At 68.4% G+C, this 17499-nt stretch carries 17 protein-coding genes; 4 read left to right on the forward strand and 13 right to left on the reverse strand.

The genetic code is table 11. The annotated features are described in order from the left end of the window. Complete coding sequence (locus ACFWUR_RS22240; RefSeq protein ID WP_378909270.1) at positions 1-1626, reverse strand: circularly permuted type 2 ATP-grasp protein; 1626 nt, start codon at positions 1624-1626, stop codon at positions 1-3. A gap of 309 nt (positions 1627-1935) precedes the next feature. On the opposite strand from ACFWUR_RS22240, the gene rpsT reads away from it, so the two are divergent. Then, positions 1936-2196: a 30S ribosomal protein S20 gene (gene rpsT / locus ACFWUR_RS22245; RefSeq protein WP_266298552.1), complete on the forward strand. Its 261-nt coding sequence runs from the start codon at positions 1936-1938 to the stop codon at positions 2194-2196. A gap of 182 nt (positions 2197-2378) precedes the next feature. Then, positions 2379-2639 carry a hypothetical protein gene (locus ACFWUR_RS22250; RefSeq protein WP_378909271.1) on the forward strand — a complete coding sequence of 87 codons (261 nt, stop codon included), beginning with the start codon at positions 2379-2381 and terminating at the stop codon, positions 2637-2639. Here the strand turns inward: ACFWUR_RS22250 and ACFWUR_RS22255 are convergent, their stop codons facing one another. Next, positions 2640-3842, reverse strand: a complete 1203-nt coding sequence (locus ACFWUR_RS22255; protein WP_378909272.1) for an LCP family protein — start codon at positions 3840-3842, stop codon at positions 2640-2642. A 343-nt stretch (positions 3843-4185) separates the two neighbouring features. Next, positions 4186-5157, reverse strand: coding sequence for a DNA polymerase III subunit delta (gene holA / locus ACFWUR_RS22260; RefSeq protein WP_378909273.1), 972 nt, complete (start codon positions 5155-5157; stop codon positions 4186-4188). Between the two features lie 80 nt (positions 5158-5237). Here holA and ACFWUR_RS22265 point away from each other — a divergent pair, with 80 nt between their 5' ends. Continuing rightward, on the forward strand, positions 5238-5594 hold the full coding sequence (locus ACFWUR_RS22265; RefSeq protein WP_378909274.1) for a hypothetical protein: 357 nt from the start codon (positions 5238-5240) through the stop codon (positions 5592-5594). Here ACFWUR_RS22265 and ACFWUR_RS22270 read toward each other — a convergent pair. Both ACFWUR_RS22270 and ACFWUR_RS22275 read right to left on the reverse strand, forming a co-directional pair. Next, on the reverse strand, positions 5527-8181 hold the full coding sequence (locus ACFWUR_RS22270) for a ComEC/Rec2 family competence protein (RefSeq protein WP_378909275.1): 2655 nt from the start codon (positions 8179-8181) through the stop codon (positions 5527-5529). The two genes, ACFWUR_RS22265 and ACFWUR_RS22270, sit on opposite strands and share 68 nt — an antisense overlap. A gap of 483 nt (positions 8182-8664) precedes the next feature. After that, complete coding sequence (locus ACFWUR_RS22275) at positions 8665-9678, reverse strand: helix-hairpin-helix domain-containing protein (RefSeq protein WP_378909276.1); 1014 nt, start codon at positions 9676-9678, stop codon at positions 8665-8667. A gap of 179 nt (positions 9679-9857) precedes the next feature. On the opposite strand from ACFWUR_RS22275, the gene ACFWUR_RS22280 reads away from it, so the two are divergent. Further along, positions 9858-10820 carry a DUF2332 domain-containing protein gene (locus ACFWUR_RS22280; protein ID WP_378909277.1) on the forward strand — a complete coding sequence of 321 codons (963 nt, stop codon included), beginning with the start codon at positions 9858-9860 and terminating at the stop codon, positions 10818-10820. A 5-nt stretch (positions 10821-10825) separates the two neighbouring features. Here ACFWUR_RS22280 and lexA read toward each other — a convergent pair whose 3' ends face one another. From lexA to ACFWUR_RS22320, 8 genes are all read right to left on the reverse strand, one after another. After that, on the reverse strand, positions 10826-11476 hold the full coding sequence (gene lexA / locus ACFWUR_RS22285) for a transcriptional repressor LexA (RefSeq protein WP_378909278.1): 651 nt from the start codon (positions 11474-11476) through the stop codon (positions 10826-10828). A 90-nt stretch (positions 11477-11566) separates the two neighbouring features. Further along, positions 11567-12409 (reverse strand): DegV family protein, encoded by an 843-nt coding sequence (locus tag ACFWUR_RS22290; RefSeq protein ID WP_378909279.1) that lies wholly within the window; start codon positions 12407-12409, stop codon positions 11567-11569. A 3-nt stretch (positions 12410-12412) separates the two neighbouring features. Next, positions 12413-13132 carry a diglucosylglycerate octanoyltransferase gene (gene octT / locus ACFWUR_RS22295; RefSeq protein WP_101468122.1) on the reverse strand — a complete coding sequence of 240 codons (720 nt, stop codon included), beginning with the start codon at positions 13130-13132 and terminating at the stop codon, positions 12413-12415. Between the two features lie 1063 nt (positions 13133-14195). Further along, positions 14196-14855: a histidine phosphatase family protein gene (locus ACFWUR_RS22300; RefSeq protein WP_101463961.1), complete on the reverse strand. Its 660-nt coding sequence runs from the start codon at positions 14853-14855 to the stop codon at positions 14196-14198. Next, a complete protein-coding gene (gene rsfS / locus ACFWUR_RS22305) occupies positions 14852-15268 on the reverse strand; it encodes a ribosome silencing factor (RefSeq protein ID WP_378909280.1) in 417 nt (138 codons plus the stop codon). The genes ACFWUR_RS22300 and rsfS overlap by 4 nt, the downstream gene beginning before the upstream one ends. Before the next feature lie 46 nt (positions 15269-15314). Then, positions 15315-15956, reverse strand: coding sequence for a nicotinate-nucleotide adenylyltransferase (gene nadD / locus ACFWUR_RS22310; RefSeq protein WP_101463962.1), 642 nt, complete (start codon positions 15954-15956; stop codon positions 15315-15317). Between the two features lie 44 nt (positions 15957-16000). Further along, a complete protein-coding gene (locus ACFWUR_RS22315) occupies positions 16001-16819 on the reverse strand; it encodes a hypothetical protein (protein WP_378909281.1) in 819 nt (272 codons plus the stop codon). Positions 16820-17148: 329 nt separating this feature from the next. After that, entirely contained in the window at positions 17149-17490 is a 342-nt protein-coding gene (locus ACFWUR_RS22320) for an MmcQ/YjbR family DNA-binding protein (protein WP_378909282.1), read from the reverse strand. Positions 17491-17499: the final 9 nt, after the last annotated feature.

The raw sequence follows: 17499 nt of genomic DNA on the forward strand, positions 1-17499 counted from the left end.
CTATTCCCCGATCAACCGCTGTGTCTGCTGCTGTTGTTGCTGTTGCTGATTGGCTTGCGGCGTGCTGAGTTCACGGCCGAGCTCGAACGAATCGGCCTCCGGCGGTTCGCTGACGAGTTCGGGCCCGGCGAGTTCCCGGTCGACCGAGCTCGTGCGTCCGGCCAGCACCCAGGTGTCCTTGCTGCCGCCACCCTGACTGGAGTTCACCACCAGCGAGCCCTCCGGCAACGCGACCCGGGTGAGACCGCCGGGCAGCACCCAGATGTCGTCACCGTCGTTGACCGCGAACGGACGCAGATCCACGTGGCGCGGTGCGAGATCGTTGCCGATCTTGGTCGGCACGGTGGACAGCTGCACCACCGGCTGGGCGATCCAGCCACGCGGGTCGGCCCTGATCTTGCGCTTGACCGCCTCCAGTTCGCGCGGGCTCGCGTCGGGGCCGATCACGATGCCGTAGCCGCCGGAACCCTCGACCGGTTTGACCACCAGTTCGCCGACCCGATCGAGCACTTCCTCGCGTTCGTCGTCGAGCCAGCAGCGGAAGGTGTCGACATTGGGCAGGATCGGCTTCTCGCCGAGGTAGTACTCGATGACCTTGGGCACGTAGGTGTAGATGAGCTTGTCGTCGCCGACCCCGTTGCCCACCGCGCTCGAGATCACCACATTGCCCGCCCGGGCGGCGTTGAGCACTCCGGCGACGCCGAGCACGGAGTCGGGGCGAAAGTGCATCGGGTCGAGGAAGGTGTCGTCGATACGCCGGTAGATCACGTCGACCTGCCGCTCGCCCGCCGTCGTGCGCATGTAGACGACATTGTCACGGCAGAACAGATCGCGCCCCTCGACGAGCTCCACCCCCATCTGCCTGGCCAGCAGCGAATGCTCGAAGTAGGCGGCGTTGTGCACGCCCGGCGTGAGCACCACCACGGTCGGGTCGACCTCGTTGGGCGCCGCGGAGGCTCGCAGCGCGCGCAGTAGGTGACCGGGATAGTCGCCCACCGCGCGCACCCGGTGCGAGGAGAACAGGTCGGGGAAGACCCTGGCCATCGTGCGACGGTTCTCCATCACATAGGACACACCCGACGGCGAGCGCAGGTTGTCCTCGAGCACCCGGAAGTCGCCCTTCTCGTCGCGGACCAGGTCGATGCCGGAGACGTGGATGCGCACACCGTTGGGCGGGACCAGCCCGGCGGCCTCGCGGTGGAAGTGTTCACACGAGGTGACAAGGCGCTTGGGGATCACCTGATCACGCAGGATGTTCTGCTCGCCGTAGACGTCGGCGAGAAACAGCTCCATCGCGGTGACCCGCTGTTTGATGCCGCGTTCGAGCTTGGCCCACTCCGCGGCGGCGATCACCCGCGGCACCAGATCCAGCGGGAACGGCCGCTCCTGGCCCGACAGGGAGAAGGTGATGCCCTGGTCGATGAACGCGCGGTCCAGCGCGTCGGAGCGTTTGGCCAGGTCATCGACGTCGTTGGCCGCCATCGCGGCGTGAATGCCCTTGTAGGGCGCCCGCACCTTTCCCGCCCCGTCGAACATCTCGTCGAACGCGTCGGCGAAGCGACCGGGTCGGTACCCCTCGAACAATCCGGTGTGCGTGGCTGCCGGATCGCCGTTCGTTCTCACCATCGCCGGTGATGCAGATCGAGCCGTACTCGGCGCTGTGGTGGAGGTCATGACAAAAACTGTGCATCACCCGGCAGCAGGGTCGTGTGTGACACAGGTAAATTCTTTGCATCACCTGAAACGGGTGAAATCGGCGGCGTCTGCCCGCTCGGGCGGATCGAGGGCCGATTTCGCCGGGGGATGCCGAGCTGGTAACCTCGATCTTCGGCGCGGTGTTACCCGTAGTTCAGCACCATCTGCTGCATCGTGGGCGCGCGCCCGACGAGCTTTCAAGGAATACCACCCAGCGACAGGAAACCAGAGGATACAGGCGTGGCCAACATCAAGTCCCAGATGAAGCGGATCCGTACCAACGAGGAAGCGCGTCAGCGTAACCAGTCGGTCAAGTCCGCGCTGCGCACCGCGATCCGCAACTTCCGTGAAGCTGCCTCCAGCGGCGACAAGGAAAAGGCTGCTCAGCAGCTGCAGTTCGCGAGCCGCAAGCTCGACAAGGCCGCGTCCAAGGGCGTCATCCACGCCAACCAGGCGGCCAACAAGAAGTCCGCGCTCGCGCTGGCTCTGAACAAGATCTGATCGTCGGCGAGCCTGGTGCTCGCTGATAGTACTTCGCAAGACGCAGCCGCCGTGGCCTCGATGACCACGGCGGCTTTTGTCGTTGTCTTCGGTGCTTTTTGTCAGCGCGCGAGGGCCTGCGTGGTCACGCTGCGCTACCGCCTCCGGCCCGCCGACTCAGCTGACCGGCTACCATTCGCGCCATGTTGACGGTGTACGCGAATCAGACGGTGGTACGAGGCGACGACCTGGCCGAGGTGATCCGCGCGGCGGAGATCCTGGGTATCGGTCTCAAGGTCGAAAATGTGATGGTGCCCGACGAGGACGGCGGCTACGGCGCCGCGTGGATCGTCACCCGCGAGGACGAAGTTCCCCTCTACGACGAGTGGGAGGGACGCTACGAGGACCTCGAAGACGACGAGGACGCGGATGCGGATGTCTCGCTCGTTGTCGCCGGTGAATAGTTAGTTCACGCAGGGCACCTGCCCCGAGGTGATGTCGCCGCGGACCGGCTTGCCCGCGGCGGGAGTCTGCGGCTGCGACGCGGTCGTGCTGGTCCGCCGAGCGCCGGCCGCGGTCTGCGGCGACCAGGCCGCCGACGGTTGGGTGCGTTGTCCGGTGCGCCGGACGGTGGAGGTGGGCATCGGCATGCCGAAGGCCGCGGCGACCTCACGGCGGATCGCCGACCGGTCGACTATGTTCACGTCCTGTCCGTTGATCACGTCGTAGCGCAGTACCGGCAGGGTCCGGAATTCGACCTGCGGATCGTCGGCGCCACCGAGAGTGCGCACGAATTCGGTCATGTTCCAGCCATCCGACAGCACGATATTGCGATGGGCCACCTCCATCAGCGCCGTGAGTTTGCCCGGATCGGTCAGGGTGCCCGCGCGGCGGAGTTGCCGCGCCACCGAGGTGAGGAACGCCTGCTGACGGTGGGTCCGGTCCAGATCGCCGTTCTCCAGCCCGTGCCGTTGCCGGACGAAGGCCAGCGCCTGCGCCGGATCCAACTGCTGGCGGCCCGCGGGGAAATCGGCGCCGGAGAACTCGGTGTCTTCGACCGGGGCGTTCAAGCAGACTTCCACGCCGCCCAGCGCGGCGGCCAGATCGTAGAAGCCCGCCAGGGTGACCTCGGCGAACCTGTCGATCGGCACCCCCGTCAGATCCCGGACCGCGGCCACGGTCGAGGCCCGCCCCGCTTCCCTGCCCGCCTGTTCCAGCTTCCGCTGGTCGGTGACCCCGCGCGCGATCAACTGGTCCTGCACGGCCGCCTTCTTCAACCCGTACGCCTCCTTGATCTTGGCGTGGGTGTAGCCGGGGATGCCGGTGACGGGTACATAGTCGTCGCGGGGGATCGACACCGCGACGATCTTGTTCATCGCGGCCGGAATGTGCACCAGGATCAGGGTATTGGCGTTGTATCCGCCCTCGTCTCCGTCGCCCGCGTGCAGTTGATCGAGGACCTCGGCGGGGAGTTCGTTGCCGTTCTGGTCGCGCCGGGTGTCCAGCCCGATCAGCAGGATGTTGACATCGCCGTCGAGCGAATGCGGTGCGTCGTCACCGATCGCCTGCGATCGCGAGAACCCCGCGTCGAAACTTCCCGCCGTCGACCACCCGTACGCCGTCACCACCAGCACCGTGGCCGACAACACCGCCGCGACAACCTGCACCGCCCGTCGTGCTACTCGCCCCGCCGACCCTCGACCGCGTCGACCGCGCCCGCGAGGTCCGTTCCGGCTACCACTCGACTCAACCATCTCATGATCAACTGTGCCAGCTGCGATAGCGAACAGACATCGCGATTCGATCCCGATTGGATGATGGTCGGCGCGACGGGTCCGTCCACTGTGTTCCCGTCAGGACCGCCCGACCGGCGCGCGCCGGCGGCTCCGCGCCGCCGCCGTGCCACTACTGAGCCGAATTCGACCAGCAGGCCGAGCGCCACGGCACGTGCAATTCAGGACGGCCGCTCAGCCGACCGGTAGTCGAGGGCGAGAACGATCATCCGCACTGTCAGCCGGTGGCGCGGAGGTCGAGGATGCGGGCCAGTGCGTGTTCCACGGCATAGGTGGCGTCGGCGGCGCCGCCCTTGACGTCGGCATTGAGCGTGGCGACCACCTGGAGGGCGGTGCCGATGGTGGAGGGGTTCCAGCCGCGGGCTTGGGCCTGGGCTTTCTTGATCTTCCAGGGGGGCATGCCGAGTTTCTGGGCGAGTGCGAACGGGTCGCCGCGGCCCGCCGAGCCCACCTTGGCGATGGTGTGGACGGAGTCGGCGAGCGCGTCGGCCAACAGCACGTGGGGAACGCCACGGTCGGTGGCCCAGCGCAGCGCCTCCATCGCGCCGGGGCGATCGCCGGCGACGGCGAGGTCGGCAACGTCGAAGCCGGTGACCTCGGCACGGCCGGAGTAGTAGCGGCGGACCGCGTTCGCGTCGACCTTGCCGCCGGTGTCGGACACCAATTGTGAACAGGCGGCGGCCAGTTCACGCAGTTCCGAACCGACGGACTCGAGCAAGACCTGGACGACTTCGGTCGGCACCTTGACCCCGAGGGACCGGAATTCGCCGCGCACGAACTCCGCCCGCTCGGCGCCCTTGCCGAGCTTCGCGCACTCGTGGACGGTCGCGCCCTTCTTCTGCAGCGCGGGCGCCAGCGCCTTGGCCCGCCCACCGCCCGAATGCAGCACCATCAGCACCACCCCGTCGGGCGGATCGGCCGCGGCCTCGGTGATCACCGCGACCGCGTCCTTGCCCGCTTCCGCCGCCGACTCGAGCACGATGACCCGGTCCTCGGCGAACAGCGACGGACTGAGCAGTTCGGCCAGCTCGGCGCTACTCGCGTCACCGGCGCGCAATCGATCGACGGGCACCGAATCCGGATCGGGCGCACCTGCGCGCACCTGCGCGGTCACCTTCGCAACCGCACGTTCGACCAGCAGTTCCTCGTCGCCGAGGACCAGATGCACCGAGGCAGGGCGTTCGCTCACCAGCCGATCCTACGTACGCCCACCGACAACCGGACACACGCTGCCTTCCCGCGCCGCGCCTGGCGACCTACCCTCAACCAATGCCCACCGATATCCCCCTTCCCCGCTGGGCGCCGACCTCGTGCACGTTGCCGAGCACCGACATTCCGCTGCGGGTGGCCGAGTTCGACCAGTTCTTCACAGATTCGGTCCTCAGCTGGGACCGGCCGACGCCGGTGGCCCTCGAACTGGTTCTGCCGCAGACCGCCGAGGCCGCCGGACGCGATTTGGCCACCCGGGAATCGGCCTGCTGCTCGTTCTTCACGTTCAGCTTCGAACAGCGAGCCACGGCCTCGGTCGTGATGCGCATCAGCGTGCCCACCGACCGGATCACGATTCTCGATGCCATCGAGGCGCGGGTCCGTGCCGCGCCCGCGGCGCACGTCGACGGGACGTGACAGTCCGCAGGTCCGCGGCGGTACCCACGATCACGACATCACCATCGCGGTCTGTGCGAGCCACCGTCGTGCCGAGCGCGGCAAGGGTGGTGGTCACCGTGGGGTGTGGATGGCCGAAGGTGTTGCCTGATCCAGCGCTGATCAAGGCCAGCCGGGGGCCCACAGCGCGCAGGAATTCCGGGGTGGTGGTGCGTGATCCGTGATGGGGCACCTTCAGGATGTCGGCTCGGGTATCACCGCCACGCACGATCCGCCCCTGCGCCTCGGTCTCGATGTCGCCGGTGAACAGAATCGTTCCGGCCGGCGTACGAGCCCGCATCACCAGCGACCGATCGTTGGCCTCGTCGGGCGCCAACGAGGTCGGCACCTCCCGACTCGGTGCCAGCACCCGCAATCCGACTGCCCCAAAGGTCATTTCGTGCCCGGCGTACAGTTCCATCAGCGCAATCCCGGCCGTACCCGCAATCCGCGCCACCTGCTCGACTCCACCAGCGTCGTCGTCACCATGACCATGCGATTCTCGCTGGGAAGCACTTCGGTCCGTCGACCGGTTGTCGCCCTTGGCCGACCACTCCCCCGGAATTCCACTCGGGCACACGACATGATCGTCTTCGGACAACCGCTGAGCAGGCCCCACCATCGACGCTCGCTCCTCCAAATGTGAGCCCGCGGTCGACGGCGTGACCGACGGTTTCGGCGGGCTGGTCGTCGGCGCCCCCGAGGGTGCCGCGAGCTCGCCGAATCGGTCTGCGGTGATACAGGTTCGGGCGATGGCGGAGCGGAGTTCGCCCGGGGCAGTGGCTATCGCGTCGACGGTGCGACCTCGGAGGGCACCGGCGAGACCGTTGATGTGGTCGGCGTGCGGGTGGGTGAGGACAAGGAGGGGAACGCGGGTGATTCTCAGGCGGTCCAGACAGGCCCGGATCGGGCGAGGGTCGGGACCTACGTCTATGACGACCGCGGCACCTGGGGCGACCGACAAGGCCAAGCCGTCTCCCTGCCCTACGTCGCACATCGCGAGCACCCAGCCCGATGGTGGCCAGCCCGGCTGCAAGTAGCGCACGGGAACCACCACGATCGAGACGCCCAACGCCGCCACGGCGAGAAACCTTCGGGTGTGCGACCAGCGCAAAGCCGCCACGACAGCGACGACGACAACGGTCGCGACCAGTCCCCCGGCCGCGCCTCCCGGGACCGCAACCACAGCGCCCGGCACCGCGGCAGCACGATCGGCGACGCCGAGCAACCACCACATCGGAGGACGGGCGCACCACAGCACCCACACCGCGCCATCACTCCACCCGCAGGCCACTACCGCTCCTACCGCGCCGATCACCGTGATCAGTCCGACCACCGGTGCGACGAGCGCGTTCGCCACGATCGCCACCAGGCTCACCCGCCCCGACAGCGCGACCATCAGCGGCAACGTGACGACGAAGGCGGCCGCCGATACCGCGACGATCTCCGCGGGCGCACGCCACCATCCGCGCGCTCGCAACCAGTCCGCCCAGCTGGGCGCGAGCAGGATCAGTCCCGCCGTGGCGATTACCGACAGTGCGAATCCCGCGCTTACCGCCAATTGTGGTGCGACGGCGAGCAATCCGATCACCGCGGCGCACAGCGCAGGTAGTGCCTGCTTGCGCCTGCCGGTGAGCAGGGCCAGCACTGTCACCGAACCCATCGCCGCCGCCCGCAGCACACTGGGGTCGGGACGAGCGATGATCACGAACAGCACGACTACTACCGCGGCGGCCGCGGCACTGGCTCGGGGACCGGCGGTGAGCAGACGAGCGAGCGCGAGCAGAGCTGTGAGGACAATGGTGAAGTTCGCGCCACTGACCACGCACAGGTGTTGCAGCCCAGCGATTTCGAACGCATCGCGGACATCGTCGGACAACGCGGCGGTGTCACCGACCACCAGTGCGGGCAGCAACCCCGCGGCCTCCGGCGGCAGCGCCCGAGCCGAGGCGTCGACCAGATCCGATCGTATATCCGCGGCCAGCCGCTGCCACCACGGGAGCGCACCGATCCGCTCGGGATCCGTGGAGGCACGCAGGGTGGCAACAGTCAGGTCCGCGCGGTTCGGTTCACTCACCTCGGCCCGGAACCGCACCAGCTGTCCAGGCGACAGCGCGGCCCATTCGCCGCCCTCGGCCAGCACCACGAGCGACCCACCGGCACGCGTCCATTCCGGCCCTCGACCGAATTCGCGCAACCCGGCGCGCACGATCCACCGACGCTGTCCGCCGAAGGCACCGGCGCGCACAGGCTTCGGATCATCGGCCACCGCCGCGATCACGCTCACCGAACGCCCGAACGACTCGCGTAGCGGGTGTGACTGCACGTGATGCTCCTGCCAAGCACCCGCCGCCCCGAATCCCGCCCCGAGCAGCATCGTCGCCAACCCGGTCACCGCGACGACCCGCCACCGCTCCCGCCGATGCGCCATCGCCCACAACAACACCACCCACAGTGCGATCGCCGTCACCACAGCGCCGATCGCCAACACCGATCCCGCGACCCATCCGACGGTCACCGCGACGAGCGTCGCCACCCAGCACCCGAGCGCCGCGGGCACCAGCCGCATATCGAGCACCTGTTGCGCCGATTCCTCCTCCCCCTGCCGCCCGGCAACGTTTCGCCGATCCGCCGTCGGCCTTACCGCCTGCCCGATGGGCGCTGCCCACGTCCACCGACGCCGCGCCGTCGTCTCCTGCGCCGCACTCTCGCTACGTGTCGTCCGCTCCCGCAACGCACCCTCGCCCGGCGCCGCCCTCATCCGTCGGCCACGTCGTCGCGTCTGGACGCGCGGCAATCCCCCGCAGCCGTACCGGCGGCGCACTGCGTTTCGCCCAGCCCAATCGAACATCCGGGACGGCTCTCGCCCGATCCCGACGCCCGGTCGTCCAGCGGTCCCGTGGGTTGGCCTGGCGCGGGCCGACTTTCCTGCCTCGCGCACGGCCACATCGGGCAGTTCATGCGGTCGCACCCGCCGCGAGAGCGACGAACCGGCGGTCATTCGCTGCGGTGCAACCGATTTCGTGTCGCGTGCCACGAGACGGCGGAGCATTCATGTCGTCACCAGGTCGCGCAGTCGGGCCAAGCGAGCGGGGCCGATGCCGTCGACCTCGCCGAGTTGCGCGACGTCGGTGAACCGGCCGTTGACCGAGCGCCACGCGAGAATCGCTTTGGCGGTGACCGGGCCGACGCCGGGCAGCGCGTCCAATTGGGTCTCGGTCGCGGTGTTCAAATCGACCCGCGACTTGCCGGGCGTCTCCGCGCCGGTGCTGGACCCGGTGGCGCTCGAGTCCACCGTGCTCGCTCCCTCGGTCGTCGAGCCCGCGATATCCGACGCGGCAGCGGGTGCACGGCCTGCACCGATCATGATGCTGCCGAGACGAGGTTGCCCGGATCGAGGGTCGGTCGCACCGATGACGACCTGGTCGCCATCGGTGAGGCGTTGGGCCAGGTTCAGGCCTGCCAGGTCGGCCCCTTCGCGGATGCCGCCCGCCTGTTCGATGGCGTCGGCGATTCGGGAGCCGTCCGGCAATCGGTGCAGCCCAGCACGTTCGACCAAACCGACCACACTGACGACGACTTCAGCGCTCGCGGTCACACTCCGGCCGGCGACAGCCGCGATCGGAGTGGTCGGGTTCGGCTGTACCGCAGCACTTTCCGCACGAAGCACCGGCACCGGCGGCACGGCACGGGCCACAGGCTGATCGCGCAGCACCATCACCCCCGTCAGCACCACGGCGATGACCCCGACCAGACCGAGCACCAGCGCACCGCGATGACCCGGATCCAGGCGTGCGTCACGAAAGCGCTCGGGTACCAGCCGGTTTCGCCGCCGCGTCGCCCCGTCGTCGAGCCATCCAGGAGGGCCGACCGCTCCGGCCTGCCCCGACGACGGTGCGAGTTCGTCTTCGTCCCAGTGCCCTCGGTTGTCGTCAGCGTGCGAACCGACGGTCCCAGAACCCGCCCCACGCTCCAGCGGCGGTTCAGGGCTCGGTCGTGCTCGCTCGCGTACCGCCAGTCCACCCAGCCGCTGCCGTACCCGCTCGTGCTCTTCGTGTCGTGACATGGCAGCGACGCTATGCCCACAGCGTCCGGGATAACCGCCGCCGACCTGGTCCGAAAAGAAACCTGTGGATAACTCCGAACCTGTGGACAACCCACCCTTCAGCGGCACCCACACCCCGATCTCGCCCAGCCCGAATAGATACCGTGCGCTCATGGCCGACTCGAAGTACTCAGGTACCTATGGAACCCGCACAACGATTCCGCGACTTCGCACTCCGCGAAGCGCGCGACAATTCCCCGCTCTACCACCGCAGAGCACTCGATATCAGCACCGATCCAACGGTGCTGGCCCTGATCGGCCGATTGCCCACCGACAAGCAGCAACCCAACCTCATCCTGGCTGCCGCGCGAGTGAACGGCGCGAACGCGATCCCCTACCGCGAATTCAGCGAACAGCTGCGCCAGAACTGGCCGGCGATATCGGCGACGGTGTCGACCCGACGCACCCAGACCAACGAGGCAGGGCGGGCTGCCACCTTGCTGCCTGCGCTGGCCCGGCTCCCCGGACCGCTGTCGCTCATCGAGGTCGGCGCCTCAGCGGGCTTGTGCCTGTACCCGGACCGTTTCAGCTACCGCTACAACGCAGCAGCGTTGGACCCGCCCGACGGTCCGTCGCCGGTCGTGTTGACCTGCCGGACAACCGGGGCTGTACCGATCCCGGACCGGCTCCCCCGAGTCGTACACCGAGCGGGAGTGGATCTGCACCCGCTCGACGCCGGCGACAGCGCGGATCGGCAATGGCTGGCTGCCCTCGTCTGGCCGGGTCAGGACGAGCGGCTGGCACGGTTGCATGCGGCCTGTGCGATCGCCGCGGCCGACCCTCCGACCATCCTGACCGGCGACTTGAACGACCAGGTCACCGAGTTGGTACAGGCGGCACCACGCGACAGTTCTGTGGTGGTGTTCCACAGCGCCGTGCTCACCTACCTCTCGCCGCAGGCGCGGGCGGACTTCCGGGCGACGGTGCGAAACCTGCCCTGCCACTGGATTTCGCAGGAGGGCACCGGGGTGCTCCCCTCACTCGTCGACCGGACACCGGCACCCGCGAGCAAGGCGGCCCAGTTGGTGCTCGCCCTCGACGACGAACCGTTGGCCTTCGCCGGGCCGCACGGCCAGTCGCTGGACTGGTTCGTCCCGGCGTAGCGGCCTCAGATTCGGCGCATCACCGACACCACGCGGCCCAGAATGACCGCTTCGTCGCCGTCGATCACGGAGTAGGCGGGGTTGCGCGGTTCGAGGTGCACGTGGCCGTTGCGGCGGCGGTACACCTTGACCGTGGCTTCCTCCCCGATCATGGCGGCAACGATGTCTCCCGAGTTGGCTTCGCGCTGACTGCGTACCACGACGAGGTCGCCGTCGCAGATCGCGGCGTCGATCATCGAATCACCGCGAACCCGCAGGCCGAAAACCTCACCGCGGCCGACCAGTTCACGCGGGAGGGTCATGACATCGTCGGGATTGTGTTCGGCCAGGATCGGTGTGCCCGCGGCGATATCGCCGACGACAGGCACCGACACCGAAGCGTCGGAGTCGGCGGCGGGCGCGCCGCGCAGGAACAGGCGCACATCGATGGGCCGGGTCATGGTGGCGGCGCGGCGCAGGAAACCGTCCTCCTCCAACGCCTTCAGATGTTGCGAGACCGTGGATGCGGAGCGCAGACCCACCGCGTCGGCGATCTCCCGTGTACTCGGCGCGTAGCCGCGAGCGAGCACCGAATCCCTGATCACGGCGAGGATGTGTTGCCTGCGGGGAGGCAGGTTCGCGGCGTCGAGGTGGTCGAAGTCGTCGTATCCGGTCATCGGAGAATCGTAGATCCCCCCGCGAACACCACGTCAGTCCAGGTTCCTCGCGAAACAATTCCGCTCAGCGTGATTCCGGACCGGCACCGGTCAGACGCATCCGCCCGGCAATACCGCGACGGCAAGTGCACCGACGCCGAGGTGTACACCGAGCGCGGGGCCGAACTCGGCGATATAGAGTTCCTGGACCTCGGGCAGCTGCTCACGCAGTTGGGCCGCAAGATTTTCGGCGGCTTCGGGCGCACCCAGGTGCTGGATGCCCAGGGCCGCGCCGTCGGAGGCGGCCGCGTCCACCGCGGCGGCCACCAGCTTGGTGAAGGCGCGCGATCTGGTTCGTACCTTCTCGCGCATTTCGAGCTTGCCCTCCACCAGCTGCAGCAATGGTTTCGTCACCAGTTCGCTGCCGAAGAACGCTGCGGCACTGCTGAGTCTGCCGCCCTTGCGGAGTTGCTCGGTGCGGTTGACCAGGATGAACGTGCGCGAACGGGTCGCGGCGGACACCGCGCACTCGTAGACATCGTTCAGCGATTCACCGGCCCTCGCCCTGCGTGCGGCGGCCAGCACAGGCAGCCCGGTCGCCAGGCCGGCGCCGAGCGAATCGACAACGCGCACACGATCTTCGGCGCCCATGTCGCGCACTGCCTGGCGACCCGATTCCCAAGTCGCCGACAACCGGCGCGACAGGTGCACCGCGACAACTCCATCGCCGTCGCTGTGATCCAGCGCGCGTTCGTAGGCTTCGCGCAGTTCTCCGGGCGACGCGGCCGAGGTAGTGACCGAGTCCGCCGAGTAGTCGATCTCGATCGGGTCGACGCCCTCCCGGATCTCCCGCTCACCGACGATCACATGCAACGGCACCACCTCGATACCGAGCTCGGCGACGAGATCGGCGGACAACCCCGCCGCCGAATCGGTGACCACTACAACGGCCACGGACTACCGGACCTCCTGCAGCGCCTTGGTCATCGCCGTCGCCACCGCCGCGTGCCCGGCCCAACCCCAGTGGATGCCGTCCGGGTTCGCGGACCCCGACTCGATGTCGTCGCGCACGGCCTCACCGAGGTCGACCAGTGGCACCGAGGTGCGACCGGACCACGCCTGCAAGGCCTTGACCGCCCGCGCCCTGCCACGGTGCACCCGCCCGTAGGCGTCGCACTTGTGCACCGACGGCAGTACTGCCACGACGGGCAGCTCAGGACGCAGGTGATTCAACGCGGTCCGGGACTGCTCCAGGTAGTCCACGCTCACCCTCGGCGGAAGGGCGACCGGGCGACCGAGCTTCGACAGTTTCGGCTGCAACCAGTTGTAGGACGCTCGCACGCCACGACGCAACCGCGGCGGGCGGATGTAGCGAATCATTTCCCGCAGCGCGGTGGGCAACGGGGACGGCAGGGTGTCCATACCGCCCACGGCGAACACGACCGCCCCGGCGCGTGGCACCGCGGCCCACACCCGAGGGTCGCCGATCAGCGCCCAGTAGGCATCACGACAGGTCCAGCCGATCCGCGCGATCAGCTCGACGTCCCAATCCAGTTCCGCGGCGACCATGTTCGGCCAGATTCGCGGATCGTCGGCGGGCAGCCCACCCTTCGGGCCGTAGTAGGCGAGCGAGTCGGCGATCACCAGCAGCACCGGACGCGGAGCGGCGGACTCCAGGGGCTCGAGGGCCGCATCCTGCTGAACGAGTACGGATTCCGCACTCGTCGACGGCAAGGACTCGTGCTGCGGTGCGGCGACAGAGGTGGCCGGCAGTTCTTCGGCGGTGTCGATAACCGTGGGGGTCGACATCGCCGTGGGGGTCGACGCGGCGGCGACCTCGATGTCGGTGGAATCAGCGTCCGCACCCGCCGGATCAGCTCCGGCAGTTGCTCCCTCGGCAGGACCCACGGTTTCGGCACCGGACACCGCGGATTCCGCCGAGGCAGCGTTGTCGCCGTCTGCGAGCACAGCATCGGCCGCGGTTCGGAGCTGCTGCACCGCAGCCGAACTCGCCGAGCTTTCACTCGCGGACGAGCCTTCGCCAGCGAACGAGTCGGCGTCAGCGAACGAGTCGGCGTCAGCGGACGAGTCGGCGTCAGCGGACGAGTCGGCGGTCGTCACCTGGGAGAGGGTCTGGCCGAACGCGGCGATATCGGAAGCAGGCGCATCGGCAGTGGCGCCTTCAGCGGCATGCGTGGAATCCGCTTGGACGACAGCCGTATCCGAGTCACTCGCCACGCCGTCCGAGCCGTCGCCGTTCGCGATCGCCCCGGTATCGGTACGTGCCACGGACTCGGGCCCGACGCTGTCGACGTCCTGCACAGCGGAATCCGACGCGACCTCGTCGGCGGTGACAGCCTCGGCGTCGGCACCGATCGAGGGCGCCGCCCTGTCGGCTTCGGCGCTGTCCTGCGACGAATCGTCGGCGGACGACGCCACAGAATCCACCGTGCCCACCGAATCCACTGTGCCCGAGCCCGACTCGACGGCATCTGCCGTCGAGTCGGGTGCAGCGACGACCGGCGCGGGGAGTGGGCCGAACAAGGCATCGGGCAGCGAACGTTCGCTGCGCGCGGTGACCTGCTTGAAGAGTTCGTCCGGTACCGAACGGATCGGCTCCTCACGCTCTGCCCGTTCGGGCCGAGCGGGTGGCGGACCGAAAAGCGCGTCCGGCAATTGCCGTCCGGCTTTGGCCGTCACCTGCTGGAACATCTCATCAGGTACCGATCGGACGGGCTCTTCATTGGACATCGGGAGCTACCTTCGCCGCTGCGTTCCACACATCGAGGCGCCAGCCGGGTCGGTCGATGTCCGGGCCGTGACTGGAAAGCTGCACCCAGCTGGTATTGGCCAGCCCGCCGAGGGCGGGCCAGTTCTCCGGTGGCAGTTCCAGCAACGCGGCCGTCAGAGCAGCGATCAGCCCGCCGTGCGCAACCAGGATGATAGTCCGACCGGGCCAATCCTGTCGCTCGTTGTACAGTTCGCGCACCACAGGCAGGGAACGCGCACCGACCTCGAGCTTGCTCTCGCCCCCGGGCGGTGTGTACGTGGCGTCGAGACGCCACTGCACACGAGCGCCGGGGTAGTCGGCGTCGACTTCGAGGTGAGTCAGGCCTTCCCAGTCACCCAGGTTGGTCTCGCGCAGCCGCGGGTCGGTGATGACAGGTAGATCACTGATGTCGCCGAGCGCCTGCGCGGTTTCCTTGGCACGACGCAGATCGGAGGCGTGGATCGCGATGGCGTTGCGCGAACCCAGTTCGCGCGCTGCCTCTTTGGCCTGTTGACGACCGAGTTCGGTGAGATCGGTGTCGATCTGACCCTGCATCCGGTCGGCCGCGTTCCATTCGGTCTGCCCGTGCCGCAACAGGATCAGGTTGCGCACATGGGCGTACTTGCTCACCCGTCGATTCCCTCTACCTGCGCGTCGTCGTCCGCGGCCGGAGTCGGGAGTGCGGCGATACCCTCGACGGGAACCGCCGGGCAGTCACGCCACAGGCGCTCGAGTGCGTAGAAATTGCGCTCGTCGTTGTGCTGGACGTGCACGACGATGTCGACGTAGTCGAGCAGCGCCCAGCGTCCCTCGCGGGTGCCTTCGCGACGGACCGGCTTGTGGCCGGCTTCGCGCAGCTTGTCCTCGATGTTGTCGACGATCGCGTTGACCTGGCGCTCGTTGGGCGCGGACGCGATCACGAAACAGTCGGTGATCACCAGCTGCTCGGAGACGTCGAGAACGACGACATCGGTGGCGAGCTTGTCGTCGGCCGCGAGTGCGGCGACCGTGGCCATCTCGATGGCTTCGGTAGAGGCACTCATGCCTGCACCTCCTGCGGGGTCGGGCCCTCGCTCATGTGACTCACCGTCAGCTACCTTCCGTTCCTGCGGGCACGTAGAGGTGCCGCTTCGATATGTACTGCACCACGCCATCGGGGACGAGGTACCAGACCGGCCGACCCTCCGCGGCGCGGCGGCGGCATTCGCTCGACGAGATGGCCAGCGCGGGGATCTCGACCATCGTGACGGCGTCGGCGGGAAGGTCCCGCAGATGCTCCTCGAGATGATCGGTGTTCAGTTCGTAACCCGGTCGGCTCACCCCGACGAACTTCGCCAGTTCGAACAGTTCGGTCCAATCCTGCCATGTCAGGATGTTGGCCAGCGCGTCCGCACCGGTGATGAAGTACAGCTCCGCGTCGGGGTGCGCGTTTTGCATCTCGCGCAGGGTGTCGACCGTGTAGGTGACCTTGTTGCGCTCGATGTCGGCCCGGCTGACGGAGAACCTCGGGTTGGACGCGGTGGCGATGACCGTCATCAGGTAGCGGTCCTCGGCGGGGCTGACCTGCTTGTTGACCTTCTGCCACGGCTGGCCGGTCGGCACGAAGATCACTTCGTCGAGCTCGAACCGATTCGCGACCTCGCTCGCCGCGACCAGGTGGCCGTGGTGGATCGGGTCGAAGGTGCCGCCCATCACGCCTAGCTTGCGGCGCGGCCGAGCTGTTTCGTGCATGAGGTCTGAGCTTAATCCGGTCGACAGCAGCGGCACGGACCGGACTACTTCGGGGCATCACGGTGCTCGCGAGGTCGCGAGGACTGCGCGCACATCTGGGCGAACTGAGCACGGGTGCTTTTCAGCTCTTCGACGAGGTGCGCGGCCGGTTCGGCGGCGACCCGGCGATTCAATTCGGCCATCAACACATCGATCGTCACCCACCACGGTCCGCGCACGCGCCCGTTCGGCCCACGCAGTTGCAGCCAGGCGGCGGCACGCAGGCAGCGGGCCCGCGCCACGATCTTGTCCTGTTCGCCCCACAGCCCCGCGGCTCGCAGGTAACCACCGAGCGCCGCGGACTCCTGCCCGCAGCATTCGCGGGCGACCGCGGCCGACCACACCAGGTCGGCATGGCGGCGGCGCAGGGCGGGTGAACCGGCGACCAGCCGCGCCGCTTCGTCGAACTGCCAGGCGGCTTGACGGTAGCGACCGAGGTGGTTCAGAGATTCGGCGAACTGAGCGCGTACCAGCGCGAGCTCGGCGGCCGGATACTCGACGGGGCCGGTCAGCAGGGGGCGGTCGAAGGCGGTCACCGCTTCGGCGTGCCGACCAGCACGATGCCAGGCGCGACCGGCGACCAGCCACAGGTGGACCGCGTCCGCCGAGGAGATCGGCTGCCAGCACGCGGCGGCCGAGGCCGCGGCGCGGGCCACGTCGCGGTCACGGCCCGGCTGGGCGGCGACGGCGGTCACCAGCTGAGTGCGCATCGCGGCGAGTTCCCGCCCGGCCAGTTCCTCCGCGCCGACGACCAATGCCCGACGCAACTGCTGCTCGGCTGCTTCGGGAGCGTCTGCCAGTCGAGCCGCGGCGATCCCGGCCAAACGTCGCGCCGCCCGCGCCCCTGAACCCGGCGCACGACGGCGGGCATCGACACCGACCGGTTCTTGCGCGACCGCTGTGCCATGCTCTGCCCCGCACGCACCCGGCTCGAGGCCTCGGCAGGCGGCAAGGTGGGCTTCTTCGTTCCCTTTCGCGAACGAATCGTTCACCGGGCGGACCGCGCCGATCGAGCGAGCGCAGCGCCCGACCGCACTGTCCCGACACCCGATGCCCGTCGATCGGATCGCTCGTCGTCGCGCGACGCCCCTGCCAGCATGGGCGTGATCTTGACCGCCGGGCCATATGAGTGGCTTAACGTCGGCTGAAGTGTTCAGGCCGTGGGGCGTTGGGACTTCGGGAGCTTGGCCACGACCGCGTCGTAGGAGGCGTCGATCAGTTCGCGCAGTTCGTCGTCGGGCACCGCGCCGCCGACGCGGACGCTGTTCCAGCCGTAGCGACCGATGTAGGCCGACACCGTGACATCGTCGGGGTACACGTCGACCAGTTCGTCGGCTTCGGTGCGGTCGCGGCCACATTTGAGGCTGATCGAGGTGCCCGCGCCGAGGAAGGCGAAGATCTTGTCGCCGACCTTGGCGACAGTGTCGCCCTCCCACGGCTCGTCTTCCCAGGCACCCGGTTTGGCCAGGCAGTAGGCCAAGACGTCGACACTCATCGTCCACTC

It is taken from the genome of Nocardia sp. NPDC058633, assembly GCF_042717045.1.
In the GTDB taxonomy this organism is placed as follows: Bacteria; Actinomycetota; Actinomycetes; order Mycobacteriales; family Mycobacteriaceae; genus Nocardia.

What these genes read in the sequence shown, in the direction of transcription:
- ACFWUR_RS22240 (WP_378909270.1), bottom strand. Translation starts at nt 1,626, where the DNA reads ATGGTGAGAACGAACGGCGATCCGGCAGCCACGCACACCGGATTGTTC.
- ACFWUR_RS22250 (WP_378909271.1), top strand. Translation starts at nt 2,379, where the DNA reads ATGTTGACGGTGTACGCGAATCAGACGGTGGTACGAGGCGACGACCTG.
- ACFWUR_RS22265 (WP_378909274.1), top strand. Translation starts at nt 5,238, where the DNA reads ATGCCCACCGATATCCCCCTTCCCCGCTGGGCGCCGACCTCGTGCACG.
- ACFWUR_RS22270 (WP_378909275.1), bottom strand. Translation starts at nt 8,181, where the DNA reads ATGCGGCTGGTGCCCGCGGCGCTCGGGTGCTGGGTGGCGACGCTCGTC.
- ACFWUR_RS22275 (WP_378909276.1), bottom strand. Translation starts at nt 9,678, where the DNA reads ATGTCACGACACGAAGAGCACGAGCGGGTACGGCAGCGGCTGGGTGGA.
- ACFWUR_RS22280 (WP_378909277.1), top strand. Translation starts at nt 9,858, where the DNA reads ATGGAACCCGCACAACGATTCCGCGACTTCGCACTCCGCGAAGCGCGC.
- lexA (WP_378909278.1), bottom strand. Translation starts at nt 11,476, where the DNA reads ATGACCGGATACGACGACTTCGACCACCTCGACGCCGCGAACCTGCCT.
- rsfS (WP_378909280.1), bottom strand. Translation starts at nt 15,268, where the DNA reads ATGAGTGCCTCTACCGAAGCCATCGAGATGGCCACGGTCGCCGCACTC.
- nadD (WP_101463962.1), bottom strand. Translation starts at nt 15,956, where the DNA reads ATGCACGAAACAGCTCGGCCGCGCCGCAAGCTAGGCGTGATGGGCGGC.
- ACFWUR_RS22320 (WP_378909282.1), bottom strand. Translation starts at nt 17,490, where the DNA reads ATGAGTGTCGACGTCTTGGCCTACTGCCTGGCCAAACCGGGTGCCTGG.